This window comes from Streptomyces sp. TRD_SC_5 (assembly GCF_056836825.1).
Window position 1 is genome coordinate 2,156,220 of the sequence record NZ_JBWZZS010000001.1, and the last position, 18,690, is coordinate 2,174,909.

At 71.6% G+C, this 18,690-nt stretch carries 17 protein-coding genes and 1 pseudogene; 12 read left to right on the forward strand and 6 right to left on the reverse strand.

Annotated elements, in window-relative coordinates; translation table 11 throughout:
* Nucleotides 1–41: 41 nt before the first annotated feature.
* Nucleotides 42–1,313, forward strand: a complete 1,272-nt coding sequence (locus AC1P0E_RS09935) for a L,D-transpeptidase (protein WP_482741804.1) — start codon at nt 42–44, stop codon at nt 1,311–1,313.
* A gap of 9 nt (nt 1,314–1,322) precedes the next feature.
* On the opposite strand, the gene AC1P0E_RS09940 is transcribed toward AC1P0E_RS09935, so the two are convergent.
* Nucleotides 1,323–1,982 (reverse strand): pirin family protein, encoded by a 660-nt coding sequence (locus tag AC1P0E_RS09940; RefSeq protein ID WP_482741805.1) that lies wholly within the window; start codon nt 1,980–1,982, stop codon nt 1,323–1,325.
* A 181-nt stretch (nt 1,983–2,163) separates the two neighbouring features.
* Between AC1P0E_RS09940 and AC1P0E_RS09945 the strand changes: the two genes are divergently transcribed.
* The 5 genes from AC1P0E_RS09945 to fabF all read left to right on the forward strand — a co-directional run bounded on the left by AC1P0E_RS09945 (nt 2,164) and on the right by fabF (nt 7,057).
* Nucleotides 2,164–3,369 carry a PucR family transcriptional regulator gene (locus tag AC1P0E_RS09945; RefSeq protein ID WP_482741806.1) on the forward strand — a complete coding sequence of 402 codons (1,206 nt, stop codon included), beginning with the start codon at nt 2,164–2,166 and terminating at the stop codon, nt 3,367–3,369.
* Between the two features lie 89 nt (nt 3,370–3,458).
* Nucleotides 3,459–4,379: an ACP S-malonyltransferase gene (locus AC1P0E_RS09950; RefSeq protein ID WP_482741807.1), complete on the forward strand. Its 921-nt coding sequence runs from the start codon at nt 3,459–3,461 to the stop codon at nt 4,377–4,379.
* Between the two features lie 14 nt (nt 4,380–4,393).
* Nucleotides 4,394–5,398, forward strand: coding sequence for a beta-ketoacyl-ACP synthase 3 (locus AC1P0E_RS09955; protein WP_482741808.1), 1,005 nt, complete (start codon nt 4,394–4,396; stop codon nt 5,396–5,398).
* Nucleotides 5,399–5,468: 70 nt separating this feature from the next.
* A complete protein-coding gene (locus AC1P0E_RS09960) occupies nt 5,469–5,717 on the forward strand; it encodes an acyl carrier protein (protein WP_274557941.1) in 249 nt (82 codons plus the stop codon).
* A gap of 77 nt (nt 5,718–5,794) precedes the next feature.
* Entirely contained in the window at nt 5,795–7,057 is a 1,263-nt protein-coding gene (gene fabF / locus AC1P0E_RS09965) for a beta-ketoacyl-ACP synthase II (protein ID WP_482741809.1), read from the forward strand.
* A 233-nt stretch (nt 7,058–7,290) separates the two neighbouring features.
* Here the strand turns inward: fabF and AC1P0E_RS09970 are convergent, their stop codons facing one another.
* Together AC1P0E_RS09970 and AC1P0E_RS09975 are read right to left on the reverse strand one after the other, a co-directional pair.
* The gene (locus AC1P0E_RS09970; RefSeq protein WP_482741810.1) at nt 7,291–8,778 is read right to left on the reverse strand and encodes an outer membrane protein assembly factor BamB family protein; all 1,488 of its coding nucleotides are present in this window, start codon (nt 8,776–8,778) and stop codon (nt 7,291–7,293) included.
* Nucleotides 8,779–8,860: 82 nt separating this feature from the next.
* The gene (locus tag AC1P0E_RS09975) at nt 8,861–9,355 is read right to left on the reverse strand and encodes a DUF3145 domain-containing protein (protein WP_028811169.1); all 495 of its coding nucleotides are present in this window, start codon (nt 9,353–9,355) and stop codon (nt 8,861–8,863) included.
* A gap of 306 nt (nt 9,356–9,661) precedes the next feature.
* Here AC1P0E_RS09975 and AC1P0E_RS09980 point away from each other — a divergent pair, with 306 nt between their 5' ends.
* Nucleotides 9,662–10,588: an SGNH/GDSL hydrolase family protein gene (locus AC1P0E_RS09980; RefSeq protein WP_482741811.1), complete on the forward strand. Its 927-nt coding sequence runs from the start codon at nt 9,662–9,664 to the stop codon at nt 10,586–10,588.
* A gap of 20 nt (nt 10,589–10,608) precedes the next feature.
* Nucleotides 10,609–11,556 (forward strand): aldose epimerase family protein, encoded by a 948-nt coding sequence (locus tag AC1P0E_RS09985; protein WP_482741812.1) that lies wholly within the window; start codon nt 10,609–10,611, stop codon nt 11,554–11,556.
* Between the two features lie 210 nt (nt 11,557–11,766).
* Here the strand turns inward: AC1P0E_RS09985 and AC1P0E_RS09990 are convergent, their stop codons facing one another.
* Nucleotides 11,767–14,250, reverse strand: coding sequence for a beta-glucosidase family protein (locus AC1P0E_RS09990; protein ID WP_482745708.1), 2,484 nt, complete (start codon nt 14,248–14,250; stop codon nt 11,767–11,769).
* A gap of 195 nt (nt 14,251–14,445) precedes the next feature.
* Between AC1P0E_RS09990 and AC1P0E_RS09995 the strand changes: the two genes are divergently transcribed.
* The 3 genes from AC1P0E_RS09995 to AC1P0E_RS10005 all read left to right on the forward strand — a co-directional run bounded on the left by AC1P0E_RS09995 (nt 14,446) and on the right by AC1P0E_RS10005 (nt 16,825).
* A complete protein-coding gene (locus AC1P0E_RS09995; RefSeq protein WP_482741813.1) occupies nt 14,446–15,021 on the forward strand; it encodes a TetR/AcrR family transcriptional regulator in 576 nt (191 codons plus the stop codon).
* Nucleotides 15,022–15,082: 61 nt separating this feature from the next.
* Entirely contained in the window at nt 15,083–16,351 is a 1,269-nt protein-coding gene (locus AC1P0E_RS10000; RefSeq protein ID WP_482745709.1) for a pyroglutamyl-peptidase I, read from the forward strand.
* A gap of 69 nt (nt 16,352–16,420) precedes the next feature.
* On the forward strand, nt 16,421–16,825 hold the full coding sequence (locus AC1P0E_RS10005; RefSeq protein ID WP_482741814.1) for a PIN domain-containing protein: 405 nt from the start codon (nt 16,421–16,423) through the stop codon (nt 16,823–16,825).
* Between the two features lie 6 nt (nt 16,826–16,831).
* Here the strand turns inward: AC1P0E_RS10005 and AC1P0E_RS10010 are convergent.
* A pseudogene (locus AC1P0E_RS10010) lies at nt 16,832–16,945 on the reverse strand (LysE family translocator); the annotation flags it as partial.
* A 23-nt stretch (nt 16,946–16,968) separates the two neighbouring features.
* On the opposite strand from AC1P0E_RS10010, the gene AC1P0E_RS10015 reads away from it, so the two are divergent.
* Nucleotides 16,969–17,700 (forward strand): carbon-nitrogen hydrolase family protein, encoded by a 732-nt coding sequence (locus tag AC1P0E_RS10015; RefSeq protein ID WP_482741815.1) that lies wholly within the window; start codon nt 16,969–16,971, stop codon nt 17,698–17,700.
* On the opposite strand, the gene AC1P0E_RS10020 is transcribed toward AC1P0E_RS10015, so the two are convergent.
* The gene (locus tag AC1P0E_RS10020; protein ID WP_482741816.1) at nt 17,690–18,493 is read right to left on the reverse strand and encodes an EI24 domain-containing protein; all 804 of its coding nucleotides are present in this window, start codon (nt 18,491–18,493) and stop codon (nt 17,690–17,692) included. The two genes, AC1P0E_RS10015 and AC1P0E_RS10020, sit on opposite strands and share 11 nt — an antisense overlap.
* Nucleotides 18,494–18,690: the final 197 nt, after the last annotated feature.

Consider the following 18,690-nt stretch of genomic DNA (forward strand, 5'->3'; position numbering starts at 1 on the left):
ATGTGACCGGACGGCGACGGTTTCTCTGCAGCCGCTGTCACATGGCCGCCGAGCCGGGTTTCCGGTGCTTCGCGCGGCCTACAGTCCGGTCATCCCACCCCTTTCTGGAGGCTTCCGTGAGTCAGATACGTGCGTCGCGTTCCGCTGCTGTGGCCGGCGTACTGAGCGCCGTGCTCTGTGCCTGTTCGTCCGGCGGCGCGAGCGTCGCGCCGCCCGCCGACGGAAAGCCGGCCGGCGGGCCCGACCGTCCGGTGACCGTCACCGTGACCCCGGACGGCAGGGGCGCGGCCGCCGGGAAGCCGGTCGTGGTCACCGCGAAGGGCGGCACACTGGCATCCGTTACGGTCGTCGACGCCGAGGGGCACCGGCTCACCGGCCGCCCGGCGCCCGGCAAGGGGTCCTGGACGTCGGACCGCAAGGCGGCGCCCGGCACGACGTACGAGGTGGAGGCGAAGACCCGGACGAAGGGCGGCCGTGAGGCCACCAGCCGGACCTCGTTCACCACGGCAGCCGCCGGCCAGGTCAACAAGCTGTCGCTGGCGCCCGGCAAGAACACCACGGTCGGCGTCGGTCAGCCGCTGTCCGTCGTCTTCGACAACCCGGTCGCCAACAAGGCCGACGTCGAGAAGCAGCTCAAGGTCACCACCTCGAACGACACCGAGGGCTCCTGGGGCTGGATCACCGACTACTCCGGCAAGGACCGTGCCGACTGGCGCCCGAAGGAGTACTGGAAGGCCGGTACGGAGGTCACCCTCGACGCACAGCTCAACGGCACCGACTCGGGACGGGCCGGCGGCTGGTTCGTCCGCGACTACAGGACCGGCTTCACCGTCGGCGCCCGCCAGGTCGTACGCGTCGACCTCGACCGCAAGCGCCTCACCCTGGAGCGGGACGGGAAGAAGGTGCGGGAGATCCCGGTCTCCGGCGGCACCCCCGGCGGTATCAAGCGGTCCTGGCGGGGCACGGCCGTACTCATGTCGAAGGAGGGCACCATCAACATGAACTCGGAGACCGTGGGCCTGGCGGACGCGTACGACAAGATGGTCGACTACTCGATGCGGCTCACCTGGTCCGGGATGTACGCGCACGCCGCCCCCTGGAACGCCCGGTACTTCGGCCGGGCCAACATGAGCTCGGGCTGCATCGGCATGAGCGACGCGGACGCGGCGTACTTCTACGGCCAGGTCCGGGTGGGCGACCCGTTCGAGATCAAGGGCGAGGACACCAAGGGCACGGTCCCCGAGGGCAACGGCTACGGCGCGTGGAACCTGTCCTGGGCGACGTGGCAGGCCAAGAGCGCGCTGAAGGGCTGACGGTCCGGGTCAGCCGCCCATCTCCCACAGCAGCAGCTCGGCCGGGACGGCGGCCGCCACCAGTTCCAGGCCGTCCGCCCCGGTGATCCGGGCCGCGTCGCCGGGCCCCAGCGCGTACTCCCCGAGTCCGAAGCGGCCCCGTACGACATGGATGTACACCAGCGGCGCGTCGGGGACCGCCGTACGCTCGCCCACGCCCGGCCGCCGCACGTGCAGCAGCGCTCCCGCCGCCGGCAGGGCGTACGGCGTCGCGTCCGCGATGCCCCGCACCACCTCGTACGAGGGTTCGCCCCCGGGGTCCTGCGGGGCCAGCCACATCTGCACGAACACCAGCGGTACGTCGCCGTCGTTGCGCTCCACGTGCCGGACCCCGGCGCCCGCGCTGAGCCGCTGGACGTCTCCGGGACGTACGACGGTGGCGTGCCCGGCCGAGTCACGGTGGGTGAGCTCCCCCTCGACGACCCAGGTGACGATCTCGTTGTGACTGTGCGGGTGCTCGTCGAATCCGGCGCCGGGTGCGAGGCGTTCCTCGTTGCAGGCCAGGACCGCGCCGAAGCGCAGGTGGTCCGGGTCGTAGAAGTGCCCGAAGGAGAAGGCGTGCAGGGACTCGATACCGGCGGAGGCGTCGCCTCCGCGAAAGCGGTCCGCGGAGCGCCGTACAGAAATCACGCGCCCCACCGTAGCCCCGGCCCGGGCGCGCCGTGTCCTGCGGAGAACGCCGGACGGGCTGAGAGTTACCGAACGGGGGTCCGGCGATTGAGGACACGCCCGAAGGGCGCCCGGGGGCTCCGCAGGACCGGCCGTGCCCCCGGGCCGCCACGCACTCGTTCCGATAAGGCAGTCTTGTCCCGTGCCCCAACCCGATCCTGAGCAGCAGCCACCCGCCGCGAAAGCCGCCCACCCGCACACCGCGACTCTGCGCCGGCTGGAGAAGTCCTCCGGCCGCCTCGCCGCGAACGCGATCGCCCGCATGGACGAGACGCTGCCGTGGTACCGGGCCATGCCACCGGAGAACCGGTCGTGGATCGGCCTGGTCGCCCAGGCCGGTATCGCCGCTTTCACCGAGTGGTTCCGGCATCCGGAGACCCCGCAGGCCATCTCCACCGATGTCTTCGGCACCGCGCCGCGCGAGCTGACCCGGGCGATCACGCTGCGCCAGACCGTCGAGATGGTGCGTACGACGATCGAGGTCATGGAGACGGCGATCGAGGAGGTCGCGGCGCCCGGCGACGAGTCGATCCTGCGCGAGGCCCTGCTCGTGTACGCCCGCGAGATCGCCTTCGCGACCGCCCAGGTGTACGCGCAGGCCGCCGAGGCGCGCGGTGCCTGGGACGCCCGGCTCGAATCGCTCGTGGTGAACGCCGTGCTGTCCGGCGAGGCGGACGAAGGGGCGGTGTCCCGCGCCGCCGCGCTCGGGTGGAACTCCCCGGAGCATGTGTGTGTCGTCCTCGGCACCGCGCCCGACGGGGACTCCGAGCTCACCGTCGAGGCGATCCGCCGCGCCGCCCGGCACGCCAAGCTCCAGGTACTGACCGGGGTGCTCGGCAGCCGCCTGGTCGTCATCGCGGGCGGCAGCGACAACCCGCTTCAGGTCGCGAAAGCCCTGATCGGACCGTACGCCGCCGGGCCCGTGGTCGCGGGTCCCGTGGTCCCGGACCTGCTCGCCGCCACCCGGTCCGCACAGGCCGCCGCCGCCGGGCTCAAGGCGTGCCAGGCCTGGCAGGACGCCCCGCGCCCGGTCCTCGCGGACGATCTGCTGCCGGAGCGGGCCATCGCTTCGGATCCTGCCGCGCGGGACCAGCTGGTGGAGGAGATCTACAGACCGCTGGAAGAGGCGGGGTCGGCGCTGCTGGAGACACTGAGCGTGTATCTGGAGCAGGCGAGCAGCCTCGAAGGCGCGGCGCGGATGCTCTTCGTGCACCCCAACACCGTGCGATACCGCCTCCGACGTGTGACGGACGTCACCGGTTGGTCACCCTCCGATGTTCGATCCGCCTTCACGCTGCGGATCGCTCTCATCCTGGGGCGCCTGGCCGACGGGGACCCGCAGTCCTAGACTTTTGTCGAACACCAACAAATAGCCCGACGGTTCTTGGTCCCTGTCCCCACGGGCCCGCAACGCCGTCCACAAGAGAGAGTGTGAGGGTGCTCGTACTCGTCGCTCCCGGCCAAGGCGCCCAGACGCCCGGCTTCCTGACTCCCTGGCTCGACCTCCCCGGCGCCGCCGACCGGCTCGCCGCCTGGTCCGACGCCATCGGGCTCGACCTTGTCCACTACGGCACGCAGGCCGACGCGGACGCGATCCGCGACACGGCAGTCGCGCAGCCCCTGCTGGTCGCGGCCGGCCTGCTGTCCGCCGCCGCCCTGGACGCCCGCTCGGACGTCTCGGCGGTCGCCGGTCACAGCGTCGGTGAGATCACCGCCGCCGCGTACGCCGGTGTGCTCACCGAAGAGGCCGCGCTCGGTTTCGTACGCACCCGTGGACTCGGTATGGCCGAGGCCGCCGCCGTCACCGAGACGGGCATGTCGGCGCTGCTCGGCGGTGACCCGGAGATCGTCGTCCCGCATCTGGAGAAGCTGGGCCTGACCCCGGCGAACGTGAACGGCTCGGGCCAGATCGTGGCCGCCGGCACGGCGGAGCAGCTCGCCGCACTCGACGCGGACAAGCCCGAGGGCGTACGCCGCGTGGTGGCCCTCAAGGTCGCCGGCGCGTTCCATACGCACCACATGGCCCCGGCGGTCGCCGAGCTGGGCAAGGCGGCGCAGGATCTGGTCGTCTCCGATCCGGCCATCACGTACGTCTCGAACGCCGATGGCAAGACCGTCTCCACCGGCCCCGAGGTCGTCTCGCGCCTGGTCAGCCAGGTCTCCAGCCCGGTCCGCTGGGACCTGTGCATGGAGACGCTCAAGGAGCTGGGCGCCACCGCTCTCATCGAGGTCTGCCCCGGCGGCACGCTCGTCGGCCTCGCCAAGCGCGCGTTGCCCGGTGTGAAGACCCTCGCGCTCAAGACCCCCGACGACCTCGACGCGGCCCGCGCGCTCATCGCTGAGCACGCGGCGCGATAGGAGCCCGAGAGAGCATGTCGAAGATCAAGCCCAGCCAGGGCGCCCCGTACGCGCGGATCATGGGTGTCGGCGGCTACCGCCCGACCCGTGTCGTGCCGAACGAGGTGATCCTCGAGACGATCGACTCGTCCGACGAGTGGATCCGCTCCCGCTCCGGCATCGTGACCCGGCACTGGGCGTCCGACGAGGAGACCGTGGCCGCGATGTCGGTCGAGGCCTCCGGCAAGGCGCTGGCCGACGCCGGGATCACCGCCGACCAGATCGACGGCGTCATCGTCTCCACCGTCTCGCACTTCAAGCAGACCCCGGCCGTCGCGACCGAGATCGCGGACAAGATCGGCGCCAACAAGCCCGCCGCCTTCGACATTTCGGCCGGATGCGCCGGCTTCGGCTACGGCCTGACCCTCGCCAAGGGCATGGTCGTCGAAGGCAGCTCGAAGTACGTCCTCGTCATCGGCGTCGAGCGGCTCTCGGACCTGACCGACCTGGAGGACCGCGCGACGGCCTTTCTGTTCGGCGACGGTGCGGGCGCGGTCGTCGTCGGCCCCTCCCAGGAACCGGCCATCGGCCCGACCGTGTGGGGCTCCGAGGGCGACAAGTCGGAGACCATCAAGCAGACCGTTCCGTGGTCGGACTACCGCAACGGTGGCGAGGTCGCGAAGTTCCCGGCCATCACGCAGGAGGGCCAGGCGGTCTTCCGCTGGGCCGTCTTCGAGATGGCGAAGGTCGCCCAGCAGGCGCTGGACGCGGCCGGGATCACCGGGGACGATCTGGACGTCTTCATTCCGCATCAGGCGAACATGCGGATCATCGACTCGATGGTGAAGACTCTCAAGCTGCCGGAGCATGTCACGGTCGCCCGTGACATCGAAACCACCGGTAACACCTCGGCCGCCTCGATTCCGCTCGCGATGGAGCGGCTCCTGGCGACCGGGCAGGCGAAGAGCGGCGACACCGCGCTGGTCATCGGCTTCGGGGCGGGTCTCGTCTACGCCGCGACGGTCGTTACCCTCCCCTAGGCACGTCCGGACAGTTCCGGGCCTGCTGCTTTACCCAATTCCCTCTGCTCAACACCGAAGGAGCGCCACAATGGCCGCCACTCAGGAAGAGATCGTCACCGGTCTCGCCGAGATCGTCAACGAGATCGCCGGCATCCCCACCGAGGACGTCCAGCTGGACAAGTCCTTCACCGACGACCTGGACGTCGACTCGCTGTCCATGGTCGAGGTCGTCGTCGCCGCCGAAGAGCGTTTCGACGTCAAGATCCCCGACGAGGACGTCAAGAACCTCAAGACGGTCGGCGACGCCGCCGGCTACATCCTCAAGCACCAGGCCTGACGGGCCGGTCCTGTGTCGCCGCCCGGCGGTGGCGCCGTGAAAATTCAGCACCCTCTACACGTGGAGAAAGAATTCCTGTGAGCCCGACCAATCGCACCGTGGTCGTCACCGGTATCGGCGCAACAACACCGCTGGGTGGCGACGCCGCATCGACCTGGGAAGGCCTGCTGGCCGGACGTTCCGGCGTCAAGCCCCTGGAGGGCGAGCGCTTCGCCGAACTCCCTGTCCGTATCGCGGCCCTCGCGGCCGTCGACCCGGGCGACGTACTGCCCCGTCCGCTGGCCCGCAAGCTGGACCGCTCGGCGCAGTTCGCGCTGATCGCGGCCCGTGAGGCGTGGGCCGACGCGGGTTACACCGCCAAGGCGGGCGAGGACGACAAGATCGAGCCGAACCGCCTGGGCACGGTCATCGCCTCCGGCATCGGTGGCGTCACGACCCTGCTCGACCAGTACGACGTGCTGAAGGAGAAGGGCGTACGCCGCGTCTCCCCGCACACCGTGCCCATGCTCATGCCGAACGGCCCCTCCGCCAACGTCGGCCTGGAGGTCAACGCCCAGGCGGGCGTGCACACTCCGGTCTCCGCGTGCGCGTCGGGCGCCGAAGCCATCGGTTACGCCGTCGAGATGATCCGCACCGGCCGCGCCGACGTGGTCGTCGCGGGCGGCACCGAGGCGGCGATCCACCCGCTGCCGATCGCGGCCTTCGCCAACATGATGGCGATGTCCAAGAGCAACGACGAGCCCGAGAAGGCCTCGCGTCCGTACGACACCGGCCGGGACGGCTTCGTCCTCGGCGAGGGCGCGGGCGTCGTCGTCCTGGAGTCGGCCGAGCACGCCGCCGCGCGCGGTGCGCGGGTGTACTGCGAGGTCGTCGGCCAGGGCCTGTCCGCCGACGCGCACCACATCGCGCAGCCCGAGCCGAGCGGCCGCGGCATCGCCGCCGCCATGCAGAACCTGCTCGACGACACCGGCCTCAAGCCGGCCGAGATCGTGCACCTCAACGCGCACGCCACGTCGACCCCGCAGGGCGACGTCGCGGAGATCAAGGCGCTGCGCCGGGTCCTCGGTGACGACCTCGACCACGTGGCGGTCTCCGCCACGAAGTCGATGACCGGGCACCTGCTGGGCGGCGCCGGCGGCATCGAGACCGTCGCGACGGTGCTCGCGCTGCACCACCGGACGGCTCCGCCGACCATCAACGTCGACGACCTGGACGCCGATGTCGACGCGGACATCGTGCGCGGCGAGCCGAGGGCGCTGCCCGAGGGCACGATCGCCGCGATCAACAACTCGTTCGGCTTCGGCGGCCACAACGTGGTCCTGGCCTTCCGTTCGGTCTGAGGCCGGCCCCGGCCCCGGCCGCCGGACGGAGTCCGGCACAGCGGCCCGAAGCCTGCCCGGCTCCCAGGGCCGGGCAACGCGAGGGCCGCACGAAGGAGGGGTCAACTCGTTCGGCTTCGGCGGCCACAACGTGGTCCTGGCCTTCCGTTCGGTCTGATCCGGGCCGCACACAGCCGAAAGGCCCTGCCGGGAAGCTTCCGAGCTTCCCGGCAGGGCCTTCGTCGTTCAGCGCGTCAGCGCACCGCGAAGACCGGCGGTTCGCCGTCCGTGTACCGGTTCACGACCACATAGCCGTCACGGACCGCGAGCATCTCGGCGTCGATCGAGACCGGCGCCTCCCTCCCCAGCGTCGTCTTCTTCGACACGGCCCCGTCGGCGCCGGGGTCGAGCACGACGACGTGCGAGCGGGGCCATCCGGCGGTCAGCACCGCCACCCGGCCGTCGCCCCGGAGGGCGAGCGCGCCGATGAGGCCGAGTTCCCCGGTACGCCACAGCTCCCTGCCGTCCGCGAGCGAGAATCCGGCGACGTACTGGGGCACGTCGTCGCCCGGCTTCTGCACGGCGGCGACCAGCGTGTCGCCCACCACGAAAGGCCCCTCGGCCTTCAGATCGCTGTCGGACCGTCTGACGTCGAGGTCGCCCGAACGGCCGGAGAACGGCACGGCCGCGCGCCGGACGCCCCGCTCGTCGAAGGCGAGCACCGCGCGGACGCCCCGTTCGTCGGTCTCCTGGAAGCCGATCACCGCCGGTTCGACGGAGTAGACGTACGCGGTGGACGCGCTCTCCACCGGCAGCTTCGCGACCCACTGCTCTTTTCCGGTACGGGTGTCGAGGGCCAGCAGCCGCGCGGTGACGATGCCGTCGGTCTTCGCCGGGAGGCACTCCTCGACGACCAGGGTGCGGGCCGCGCTCGCGCCCACGGCCAGCGCCTGACAGCGCTCAGGCAGCGACCGCTCCCACAGTTCGCCGCCGGACTCGGACGATCGTCCGCGTACCGCTCCGTCCTCCAGGGTTACGGCGGTGGCGCCGCCCAGCGCGATGCCCTTGCCGATGCCTTCGCCCTTGAGCGGCTGCTTCCACAGGGTGGCGCCGTCGTCGAGCCGCACGGCGGCGAGGGTCGTGCAGGGCTTGTTGTGGCGCCCGTAGGCGACAAGTCCTATGCCCTTGGCCGGCTGGGCGCTCCTCGCGCAGACGGACTCGCGGGCCGGCGCCGTGACGTTCCACCGCTCCTTGCCGTCGCGTACCACATAGGAGGAGAGGCCGTCGGTACGGACCCGGACGACGGTGTCGCCCACGGACCAGCCGCGCAGGCCCTTGGGAGCGGCGCCACTGTTCGGCGGGGCCTGCCAGGCGATCCGCAGCCGTTCGGCGGCCTTCACCGGCGACTCGACCCGCACTTGCTCACCGCGCAGCCACTGATAGCCGAACAAGCCGGGCAGCAGGCCGGCCAGCATTCCGCTCACCACGGCGGCGACAACGGCCCATCGGCCCAGTGCCGCGGCCTTCAGCGCCTTGCCGATGAGGGCCAGACCGCAGAGGGAGAACACGAAGGCCAGGACGAGTACGGCGGGCAGGCCGTCCGGGCAGTCGTCACCGCTGCACGAACCGCCGCTCTCCCGGACCAGCGCTGTCCAGCCCAGTCCATGGAAGAGAACGGCCCAGCACAGCACGACCGAGGACAACACAACGGCGGCCACTTCGGCCGCCGGTCGTATACGCACAACCGACTCCCCACTCGTGGTGCACCGCGTGTGCACTGTGGGGCGGAATGTATCGGGCGGCCGGCGAGCACCGTCGGGAGGGTCAAACCACCTGGTGGAGCCAGCGCACGGGGGCGCCCTCGCCGGCGTACCGGAAAGGTTCGAGTTCGTCGTCCCACGGCTTGCCGAGCAGCTTGGCGACCTCGGCCTCCAGGTCGGTCTCGCCGCCCACCGAGCGGGCGAGCGCGGCGCGCAGCCGGTCCTCGGGGATCAGGATGTCGCCGTGCATTCCGGTGACGGCGTGGAAGATGCCGAGGCCGGGCGTGGAGCTGTAGCGCTCACCCTCGGCCGTGGGGCACGGTTCGGCCGTCACTTCGAAGCGCAGCAGGTGCCAGCCGCGCAGGGCGGAGGCCAGCTTGGAGGCGGTGCCCGGCTGGGCCTGCCAGGAGAACTCGGCTCTCCAGGTGCCGGGCGAGGCCGGCTGTCTGATCCAGTCGAGATTGACCCGCACACCGAGTACGCCCGCTACTGCCCATTCGACGTGCGGGCACAGCGCGCGCGGTGCGGAGTGAACGTACAGAACTCCACGTGTCGTCACCGGGACCTCCAGTGTGGGACGAGGTTCGCCTTCCCCAGCGGCCTCGCGCCCGTACCGCCTCTTCCCGGTCGGCTCCCGAGGTTGTCAACAGTAAACAGCATCGGGAGTTAATCTCCTGAAAAGGGACAGTATGTGACGTGATGTAATTTACCGGAGCCCCGGATGGGCGAAGGGCTGCTGGTTCGACGGGGAAAAACTACCGTGCGGCGGCGTCCGGCGGGTGACGTACTGTCGGTCCGGGGGGCCGTAAGCACGAAGCTTTCACCCGGCAGGACGCCGGTACGACGCCGCGGAGGGGATCACGGGATGCGGGTACGCCGCCGAGCTCGCGGCCGTCAGCGCCGGCCGCGCGCCGCCGTCGCCACCGCGACGGCGGCGCTGCTCGTCCTCCTGGGCGGGCTCGCGGGGTGCGACTCGGGGGACGACGCGGGCGGGAGCGCCTCGCCGGCGGCGCGCCGGCCGTCCCCGAAGCCGACTCCCACCTGGGACCGCAGCCCGCAGTCCATCGCCGCGGTCGGGGACTCCATCACGCGCGGTTTCGACGCGTGCACGGTGCTCGCGGACTGCCCCGAGGCGTCCTGGGCCACGGGCACGGACCCCACGGTGCGCAGCGTGGCGTGGCGGCTGCTCGGCGGGGCGGGCGCGGCCGGGCGTACCTGGAACCATGCCAAATCGGGGGCGCGCATCGCCGAGCTGCCGGAGCAGATGACGCGGGCGGTCGCGGACAAGCCGGAGCTGGTCACCGTCATGGTGGGGGCGAACGACGCCTGCCGTGACGATGTGTCGCACATGACATCGGTGGCTGACTTCCGGACGTACTTCGAGACGTCGGTGAGGAAGCTGCGCGGCGAGCTGCCCAAGTCGCAGCTGTACGTGTCGAGCGTGCCGGATCTGAAACGGCTCTGGTCCGAGGGGCGCGGGAACGCGCTGAGCAAGCAGATCTGGAAGCTGGGGATCTGCCAGTCGATGCTGGGCTCCCCGGACGCGATGGACGCGGCGGCGGTGGCGCGGCGGGAGTCGGTGCAGGAGCGGGTCATCGCGTACAACAAGGTGCTGAAGGATGTGTGCGGGAAGGACGCGCGCTGCCGGTACGACGGCGGGGCGGTCTTCGAGTACCGGTTCTCCGTCGGCCAGTTGAGCCAGTGGGACTGGTTCCACCCGAGCAGGAACGGGCAGCAGCGGCTGGCGGAGATCGCGTACCGCAACATCACGGCGAAGGAGCCTTCGGCGTAGGTCACTTAGGCTTTCGGGTCATGACTGCGGAACTCTTCGGCACGCTCGCCGACGGCACACCCGTCCATCGCTGGGTCCTGGAACGGGGCGGCACGGTGGTACGCGTTCTGACGTACGGCGGGATCGTCCAGTCGGTGGAAGTGCCGGACCGGGACGGGCGCGTGGGTGGGGTGGCGGTCGGTTTCGATCACCTCGCGGGCTATCCGGAATGCCCCGGGCCGTACTTCGGGGCGCTGGTCGGGCGGTACGCGAACCGGATCGCGGGCGGGGCTTTCGAGCTGGACGGGCGGACGTACGCGCTGACGCGCAACGATGGCTCGAACAGCCTGCACGGCGGTGAGCGCGGCTTCGACAAGCGGGTGTGGGACGCGGAGGCGGTTCCGTACGGTGTGCGGCTCTCGCGGGTCAGCCCCGACGGCGAGGAGGGTTTTCCCGGGCGCGTCGAGGTCTCGGCGACGTACACGCTGGAGGAGGGCGGGGCGCTGCGGATCGCCTACCGGGCGGTGACGGACGCGCCGACCGTGGTGAACCTGACGAATCACACGTACTGGAGTCTCGGGGGTGGCGGCCCGTACGAGCTGCGACTCGCGGCGGGGGCGGTGACGCCGGTGAACGGCGAGGGGATACCGACCGGGGAGATCCGGCCGGTGGCGGGGTCGCGGTTCGACTTCCGGCGGGCGCGGGTGCTGGGCGGCGGGTACGACCACAATTTCGTGCTGGACAAGGGCGTTACGGGCGAACCCGTGGCGGTGGGCGAGCTGTACGACGCGGGGTCGGGGCGGGTGGTGACGGTCGCCACGACGGAGCCGGGGATGCAGGTGTACACGCCGGACGCGTTCGACGGGGTGGCGCTGGAGACCCAGCACTTCCCCGATTCACCGAACCGACCGGAGTTCCCGGGCGTGGTGCTGCGGCCGGACGAGGTGTTCGAGTCGGCGACGGTGTACGGGTTCGGGGTGCGGGGGTAGGGGGCGGGGTGGGGTGGGTGCGGGTGGCCGCTGCGCGGGGCTCCGCCCCGGACCCCGCTCCTCAACGCCGGGGGCTGTCAGTTGCCGCGCGGCAACTGACAGCCCTGCCACATCCAGCCCGTCCGGGGTCTGGGGCTTGCCCCCACGCGGCGGAGCCGCGAATGTCACAGCCGGGAAGGGGCGGGGTGGGGAACAAGCCCCCGCAGGGGATCAGCCCTGGAGGTCCAGGGTCGCCGTCAGGCGGGTGTCGGTGAGGGAGCGGCCCGTCCGGACCTCGTACGTGCCCGGGACGAAGGCCCAGGCCCCCGCCCCCTCGTCCCAGACCTCAAACGCCCGCGCCGGCAGCGCGATCTCCACCTCCGCCCACTCCCCCGGCCCCGCCTCGACACTCGCGAACCCCGCCAGCCACCGCGCCGGCCGCTCCACCGAGTCCTCCGCCGGGGCCAAGTAGACCTGGACCACCTCGCGGCCGGGGCGTGAACCGGTGTTGCGTACGCGGATCTTGGCCGTCGCCGGGGTCACCTCCATCGACTCGTACTCCCAGGTGGTGTAGCCGAGGCCGTGGCCGAACGCGTACGCCGGTGCGACGCCCGCCCTGTCCCAGGCGCGGTAGCCCACGAACAGCCCTTCGGTGTAACGGAGTTCGCCGGCCGTCGGCGCCACCTCCGACACCGGAACGTCGGCCAAGGCCACCGGCCAGGTGGTCGGCAGCCGCCCGCCCGGTTCGGCCGCGCCGAGCAGCACGTCGGCGAGGGCCGCGCCGCCTTCCTGGCCCGGGAACCAGCTGAGCAGCACCGCGGCCACCTCCTCGCGCCACGGCATCTCGACCGGCGACCCGGCGTTGACGATCACGACGGTGTTCGGGTTGGCGGCGGCCACCGCGCGGACCAGGTCGTCCTGGCGGCCGGGCAGGCGCAGATCCGTACGGTCGAAGCCTTCCGACTCGACGCGCTCCGTCGTGGCGACCACGACGACCGCCGTGTCGGCGTCGCGCGCCGCTTCGACGGCCTCCGCGATCAGCTCGTCGGCGTCGCGCTCCGGCGCACCGTGCAGGAACGAGAACATGACCGCCGGGAGCGGCGCGTCGTCCCGCCGCTCGATGGCGTGGACGAGGGAGACCTCGACCGGCTCGCCGGTGGTGAGGTGGACGCGGCCCCGCTCGGCCGGGGCGCCGAAGAACGCCTCGAAGGGGTCGGACGCGTCGGACATCGGCTGGACGCCGTCGTACAGGACCTCGCCCCCGACGGCCAGCGTGAACGCGCCCAGGCCGCGCGTACCGAACGCGTGCTCGCCGCTCTCTCGCGGAGTGAAGGTGCCCTTGACCTCGATGCTGTGGAGCGTCTCGTGCGTGACGCCGTCGGGCAGATCGTCGCCGATCCACTGGACCTGGCCGCTGGGCAGCGAGCGGCTGCCGATGACGGCGCCCGAGCCGTCGCGGCAGACGGCCTGGAGGGCGAAGCCCTTGTCGGCGGGGCTGAGTTCGTCGCTGGGGTCCGCCCCGACGGCGTACGTCAGCACGGAGTCGGGCAGTGCGGCGGCGAGGCCGTCGAGAGGGGCGACGACCCGCTCGGGGAAGACCGTGGCGGAGCCGCCGCCGAGGACGCGCGCGTCGCGGGCCGCCGTACCGATGAGGGCGAGCTTGCGGATCTTCGAGGCGTCGATGGGCAGGACCGGCTGCGCGTCGCGGACCTCGTTGCGTACGAGCACGAAGGCCCGGCGCGCCACCTCCCGCGCCAGCGCCTGGCCGTCGACCGACTCCGGCAGCTCGGTGACGACGGGCGGGGCGCCTTCCAGGATGCCGACGCGGGCGGCGAGCCGCAGGACGTTGCGTACGGCGTCGTCGACCACGGCCTCGTCGACCTCGCCCGACCTGACGGCGCCGGCGAGCGCGTCGCCGTAGACCGTGGCGGGACCCGGCATCGCGACGTCGAGGCCGCCTTCGATGTCGCCGGTGGTGGAGCGGGCGGCCATCCAGTCGGAGACGATGTAGCCGTCGAAGCCCCACTCGCCGCGCAGCACCTCGTTCTGGAGGTAGCGGTGCTCGGTCATCGTCACGCCGTTGACCTGGTTGTACGCCGCCATGATGCCCCAGGGGTGGGCGTTCTTGACGATGGCTTCGAAGGGGGCGAGGTACAGCTCGCGCAGCGGGCGGGGAGCGATGATGTTGTCGACGGTGAAGCGGTCGGTCTCGGCGTCGTTGGCGACGAAGTGCTTGACGGTGGTGCCGACGCCGCCGTCCTGGACGCCGTTCACGTAACCGGAGCCGATCTCGCCGGTGAGGTACGGGTCTTCGGAGTAGCACTCGAAGTGCCGGCCTCCGAGCGGCGAGCGGTGCAGGTTCACGGTGGGGGCGAGGAGTACGTGCACGTCCTTGCGGCGGGCCTCCTGGGCGAGGAGGCGGCCGGCGCGCCGGGCCAGCTCCGGGTCCCAGGTCGCGGCGAGGGCGGTGGGCGACGGCAGCGCGATCGACGGGTCGTCGGCGGTCCAGCGGACGCCGCGCACGCCGACCGGCCCGTCGGACATGACCAGGGACCGCAGGCCGATCTCGGGGAGTGCGGGCAGCGACCACATGTCCTGGCCGCCGAGCAGCCTCGCCTTGGCTTCGAGGCCGAGCTTGCCGAGGGCCGCTTCGACGGCCTCTTCGCGCAGCCGGTCGGCGGCGTCGGGGCCACCGGGGCCACCCGTGCCGGCGATGCCGTCGATGCCGCCGATGTGCTGGGGAGTGGATGCTGCTGCCACGGCCGTACCTCCTCATTGAAGTCCTGCTGGGTCTCTCGTCCTTCCATCGTCACTCGTTTACCTGTAGATCGGTAGGGTTCGTTACCTTTTCGTGATTTACTGTATGGCGTACCGTCCTGCCAGCGAGGACGAGGGGAAGGAACCAGAACGATGGCCAGGGCCAGGAGCGAGGAGCGGCGGGCGGAGATTCTCCGCGCGGCCCTCGAAGTGATCGCCGAACGCGGCTACCGGGGGGCGTCGCTCGGCGCGGTCGCCGAGCGCGTCGGCCTGACCCAGCAGGGGCTGCTCCACTACTTCCCCACCAAGGAGCACCTGCTGGTCGCCGTACTCGAAGAGCGCGACCAGTGGGACACCGGCGGCTCGGGGCGCAGCGCCGGCGCCTGGCGGCTGCATCTGCTCGACTCCCTCGTCGAGTACAACGCGATGCGCCCCGGCGTCGTACAGACCTTCTCCGCCCTGCTCGGCGAGAGCGTCACCGAGGACCACCCGGCGCGGGAGTTCTTCACCCACCGCTACGCCCAGGTGCGCGGCGGCATGGCGGCCGCCCTGCGCGCCGAGTACGGCGATGTGCTGCCCGGCGGACTCACGCCCGAGAAGGCCGCGCCGCTGCTGGTGGCGGTCATGGACGGGCTCCAGTACCAGTGGCTGCTCGACCCGCAGTCGGTGGACATGCCGGCCGCCTTCCGTGACTTCCTGTCCCTGCTGCAACGCTCGCCCGCCCCGTAGCGCGAGGCGCAGGCGTACCGGGATACTGCCGCCACCCGACGGAAGGATCACCGTGTCCCCGATACGCCCGACACGCCCGACACGTCCCCGGCAGTACGCAGTTGGGGTCGCACTCCTCACCCTCGCCCCACTCCTCGGGGCGCTGCCCGCCTCGGCGGCCGAGCCGGGGACGGTGGTGCCGGCGACCGTCGAGGAGCAGCGGCTGGAGCGGGCCGCCCCGCAGGAGATCCTGCGGCGCAGCGGATTCGACGCCGTGGCGCCGGGCTTCGGGGAGACACTGCGCGAGGCACGGTCGTACGCCGCTGCCGAGCGGGCCGTCGTACGGCACGGATCGCGGCTGTGGCAGCGGGCCGTGGACCGGGCGCAGGGGCGGGGTCCGGCCGGCGGGGACCTGAGCCGGGGCGACGACCGGCCACTGTACTGGGCGCGGCTGGCCATGACGCGCGAACTGCGGCAGTGGCAGGCGCCGTTCGCGCTGTCGGACGCGGCGCGGGCGAAGCTGCTGGACCGGCTGGAACGGTCCTCGCGCGGCCAGGACACGATCCGCTTCGCGGCGGGCAAGGGCATCACGGGCAAGGGTGTCAAACGCGTGCTCGTCACCGGCTTCGACCCGTTCACGCTGGACCGGGACGTGCGGATCAGCAACCCGTCGGGCGCGACGGCGCTCGCGCTGGACGGCACGGTCGTACGGACCGCCGACGGCCCCGCGCGGATCGAGACCGCCGTCTTCCCCGTCCGATGGCAGGACTTCGCGGACGGCACGGTCGAGCGCACCCTGCGGCCGCACCTGCCGCACCTCGACCTCTTCACCACCGTGAGCCAGGGCAGGGTCGGACGGATCGACGTCGAGCGCTTCAACGGGGCCTGGCGCGGGGGCTTTCCGGACAATGAGAACGTCTCGCGCAAGGAGATCGTTCCGGTGAGCGATCCCGCCTCGCAGCCGCAGTGGACGGCGACGACGCTTCCGTACAAGGAGATCGTGGCGGCCGGCACCGGCCGCTTCCCGGTGTACGACAACACGTCCGTGACCGAGATACCGGCCGGCGCGACCGCCCCCGTGGTCCGGCCGGACGGCCCGACCCCGGGCTCGACCGCACGCGCCGGGGGCGGCGGCGACTACCTCTCCAACGAGATCGCGTACCGCGCGACGCTGCTGCGCGACCGCCTGGGGCTGGACGGCCTGCCCGGCGGCCATGTGCACACGCCGGTGCTCCAGTTCGGCGCGGGCAACACGACCGAGGTGACCGACCCGGAGTTCGTACGCAACCGGCAGGACATCGTCGCGCAGGTGCGGGCGATCGTACTCACGGCCCTGGTCCACCAACGGTAGTAACGTTGGTGGCATGAGCGGGACCACACGCAAGTACTCGATCAGCATCAGCGACGGCCGGTCCGCGGCATGACAGCTCCGCTCATCGGCACGCTGGTCCTGGACTGCGAGGGTCTGTCCAAGCTCGTCGATGACGACCGTGTCGTCTCGGCGTTGGTCCGGCGCGCACGGGACAACGGCGCCCATGTCGTGACCAGTACCGTCACACCGGTGGAAGCCAGGCACCCTGGTGTACGTCAAGCGCGTTTCGACTGGGTGCTGTCGCGCATCGACATGCTGCCCGTCAGCGATGACATCTCCCGATCCGCCTCAAGGCTGCTCGCCACCGCTGGGCTCCACGGCCACAAGTACGCGCCCGACGCGATCCTGTCGGCGACGGCGCTCGGGTGCCCCGGGCCCGTCGTCGTGCTGACCTCGGACCCGGGGGACATCACCATGCTGTGCGGACCACGGGTACACGTCGTCAAGGTGTGACGCGGCTCAGCGGGCGAATCCGAGCGTGACTCCGGGGCCGGCCCCTACCGAGCCGATCGCGCGGTTGAGGGCCTTCTGGCGGCGCAGCATGGCCGCGCGAAGCCGGGAGTCGGAGAGGAAGCGCCTTTGGGATACTGGTCCGCATGTTGGTCGCAGCGGCGCAGTTCGCATCCGAGCCCGGTTCCGTCGACGCGAACGCGCGCAGGATGGCGGCGTACGTCCGGGAGGCCGCCGGGCGCGGAGCCCGCGTCACCGCCTTCGCCGAACTGGCCCTGACGGGGTACGAGCTGGAACTCCTCACCCAGGACCCGTCGCTGCTCGTCACGCCCGACGACCGTCGCCTCGAACCGGTCCGGGCGGCCTGCCGCGAGACGGCCACGGCGGCCGTCGTCAACTGCGCGGCGCCCGCCGTGAACCGCGGCGACCGCCCCGCCATCACGTCCTTCGTCTTCGGCCCGGACGGCGCACTGCTCACCCGCTACGAAAAGCAGCACCTGGACGAGCACGAGCGCGAGGTTTTCGCGCCGGGCGCGGGCGACGGGCGTTTCGAGCTGGACGGCGTGCGCTTCGCGCTGGCGACGTGCTTCGACAGCCACTTCCCGGAGCTCGCACAGCGGGCCGCCGCCGACAAGTGTCTGGTCTATGTGGCGAGTTCGCTGTACGGGAAGGGCAACGGCGAGCGGCAGCGCGAGGCGATCCACCCGATGCGGGCGAAGGATCACGGGCTGTACGTCGTCCTCGCCAACCACGTGGGGCAGACGGGACCGTACGACGGCTGCGGACTGAGCGCGGTGTGGGGCCCCGACGGTACGGCGCTGAGCGAGGCGGCGCCGGACGAGGCCGGCCTCGTGCTGGCGGACGTCCCTACGCGGTAGCGGGCGGGGTCGCCATGTCACCGGCGCCCGCGTCGTCCGCGTCGGCCGACGGCTCCTCCAGGAGGTCACGCGCCATCAGCGTCGCGCCGGCCACCGCGCCGGGCATGAGGAAGACGGCGACCAGTGGCACGAGGAACGCCAGGGTGAGCGGGACGCCGAAGCCGAGCGTGAGCAGCCGGCGGCCGCGCAGCAGAGTGAGGCGCTGCTTCAGCTCGACGCCACGGCGCTGGAGCGCCACCGCAGCCAGCTCCTCCGCGAGGAAGAAGCCCGAGACGCAGAAGCCGATCACCGGGACGACCGTCTGGCCGACGACGGGGATGAAACCGCAGGCGAAGAGCAGGACGCCGTACAGCACCACCCGGGTCAGGACACGCACGCTGTCGCGGGCGGAGATCCACAGCTCCCGCATCAGCGGGAGGCCGGACTCGGGGGCGGTGCCGTCAGGGGAGACGGAACGGTCGACGCGCTCGGACAGCTCCTCGTAGAAGGGCTGGCCGACGAGCAGCGTCACGGCGGTGAAGGTGATCACCGCGAGGAACAGCGCGAGGGCGAAGAGCAGCGCGGTCAGCGCACCCCGGAAGAGACCGAGCCAGGGAGAGGCCCAGTCGTCGGCGAAGGGCGTGGCCCAGGCCGTGAAGTCGTCGGCGCCGTAGGCCAGCCCGACGAGGGCACCGACGTACAGCACGAAAGTCACCAGGCCGGGCAGCAGCCCGAAGCCGTAGGACCTGCCGTGCCGGCCGGCCCACCGCTGGCCCTTCATCAGGTAACCGAAACCCACCCCGAGATCACGCATGCGAACAGCCTATCCACTGGCCGGGGCCGAGCTGATACCGCGTACCCGGCCGGCCCGGTGGCGCGTTCGGCGACGCGGTAGCCGGAGGAGGTGGATGTGACACAGGCCGGCCCCCCGTCGGCTCCGCCGAACGTCCACGGCGTGCTCAACGCCCTCTTGTCGTTGCGGGGTTCAGCAGGTAGACCCTGCGTACCGAT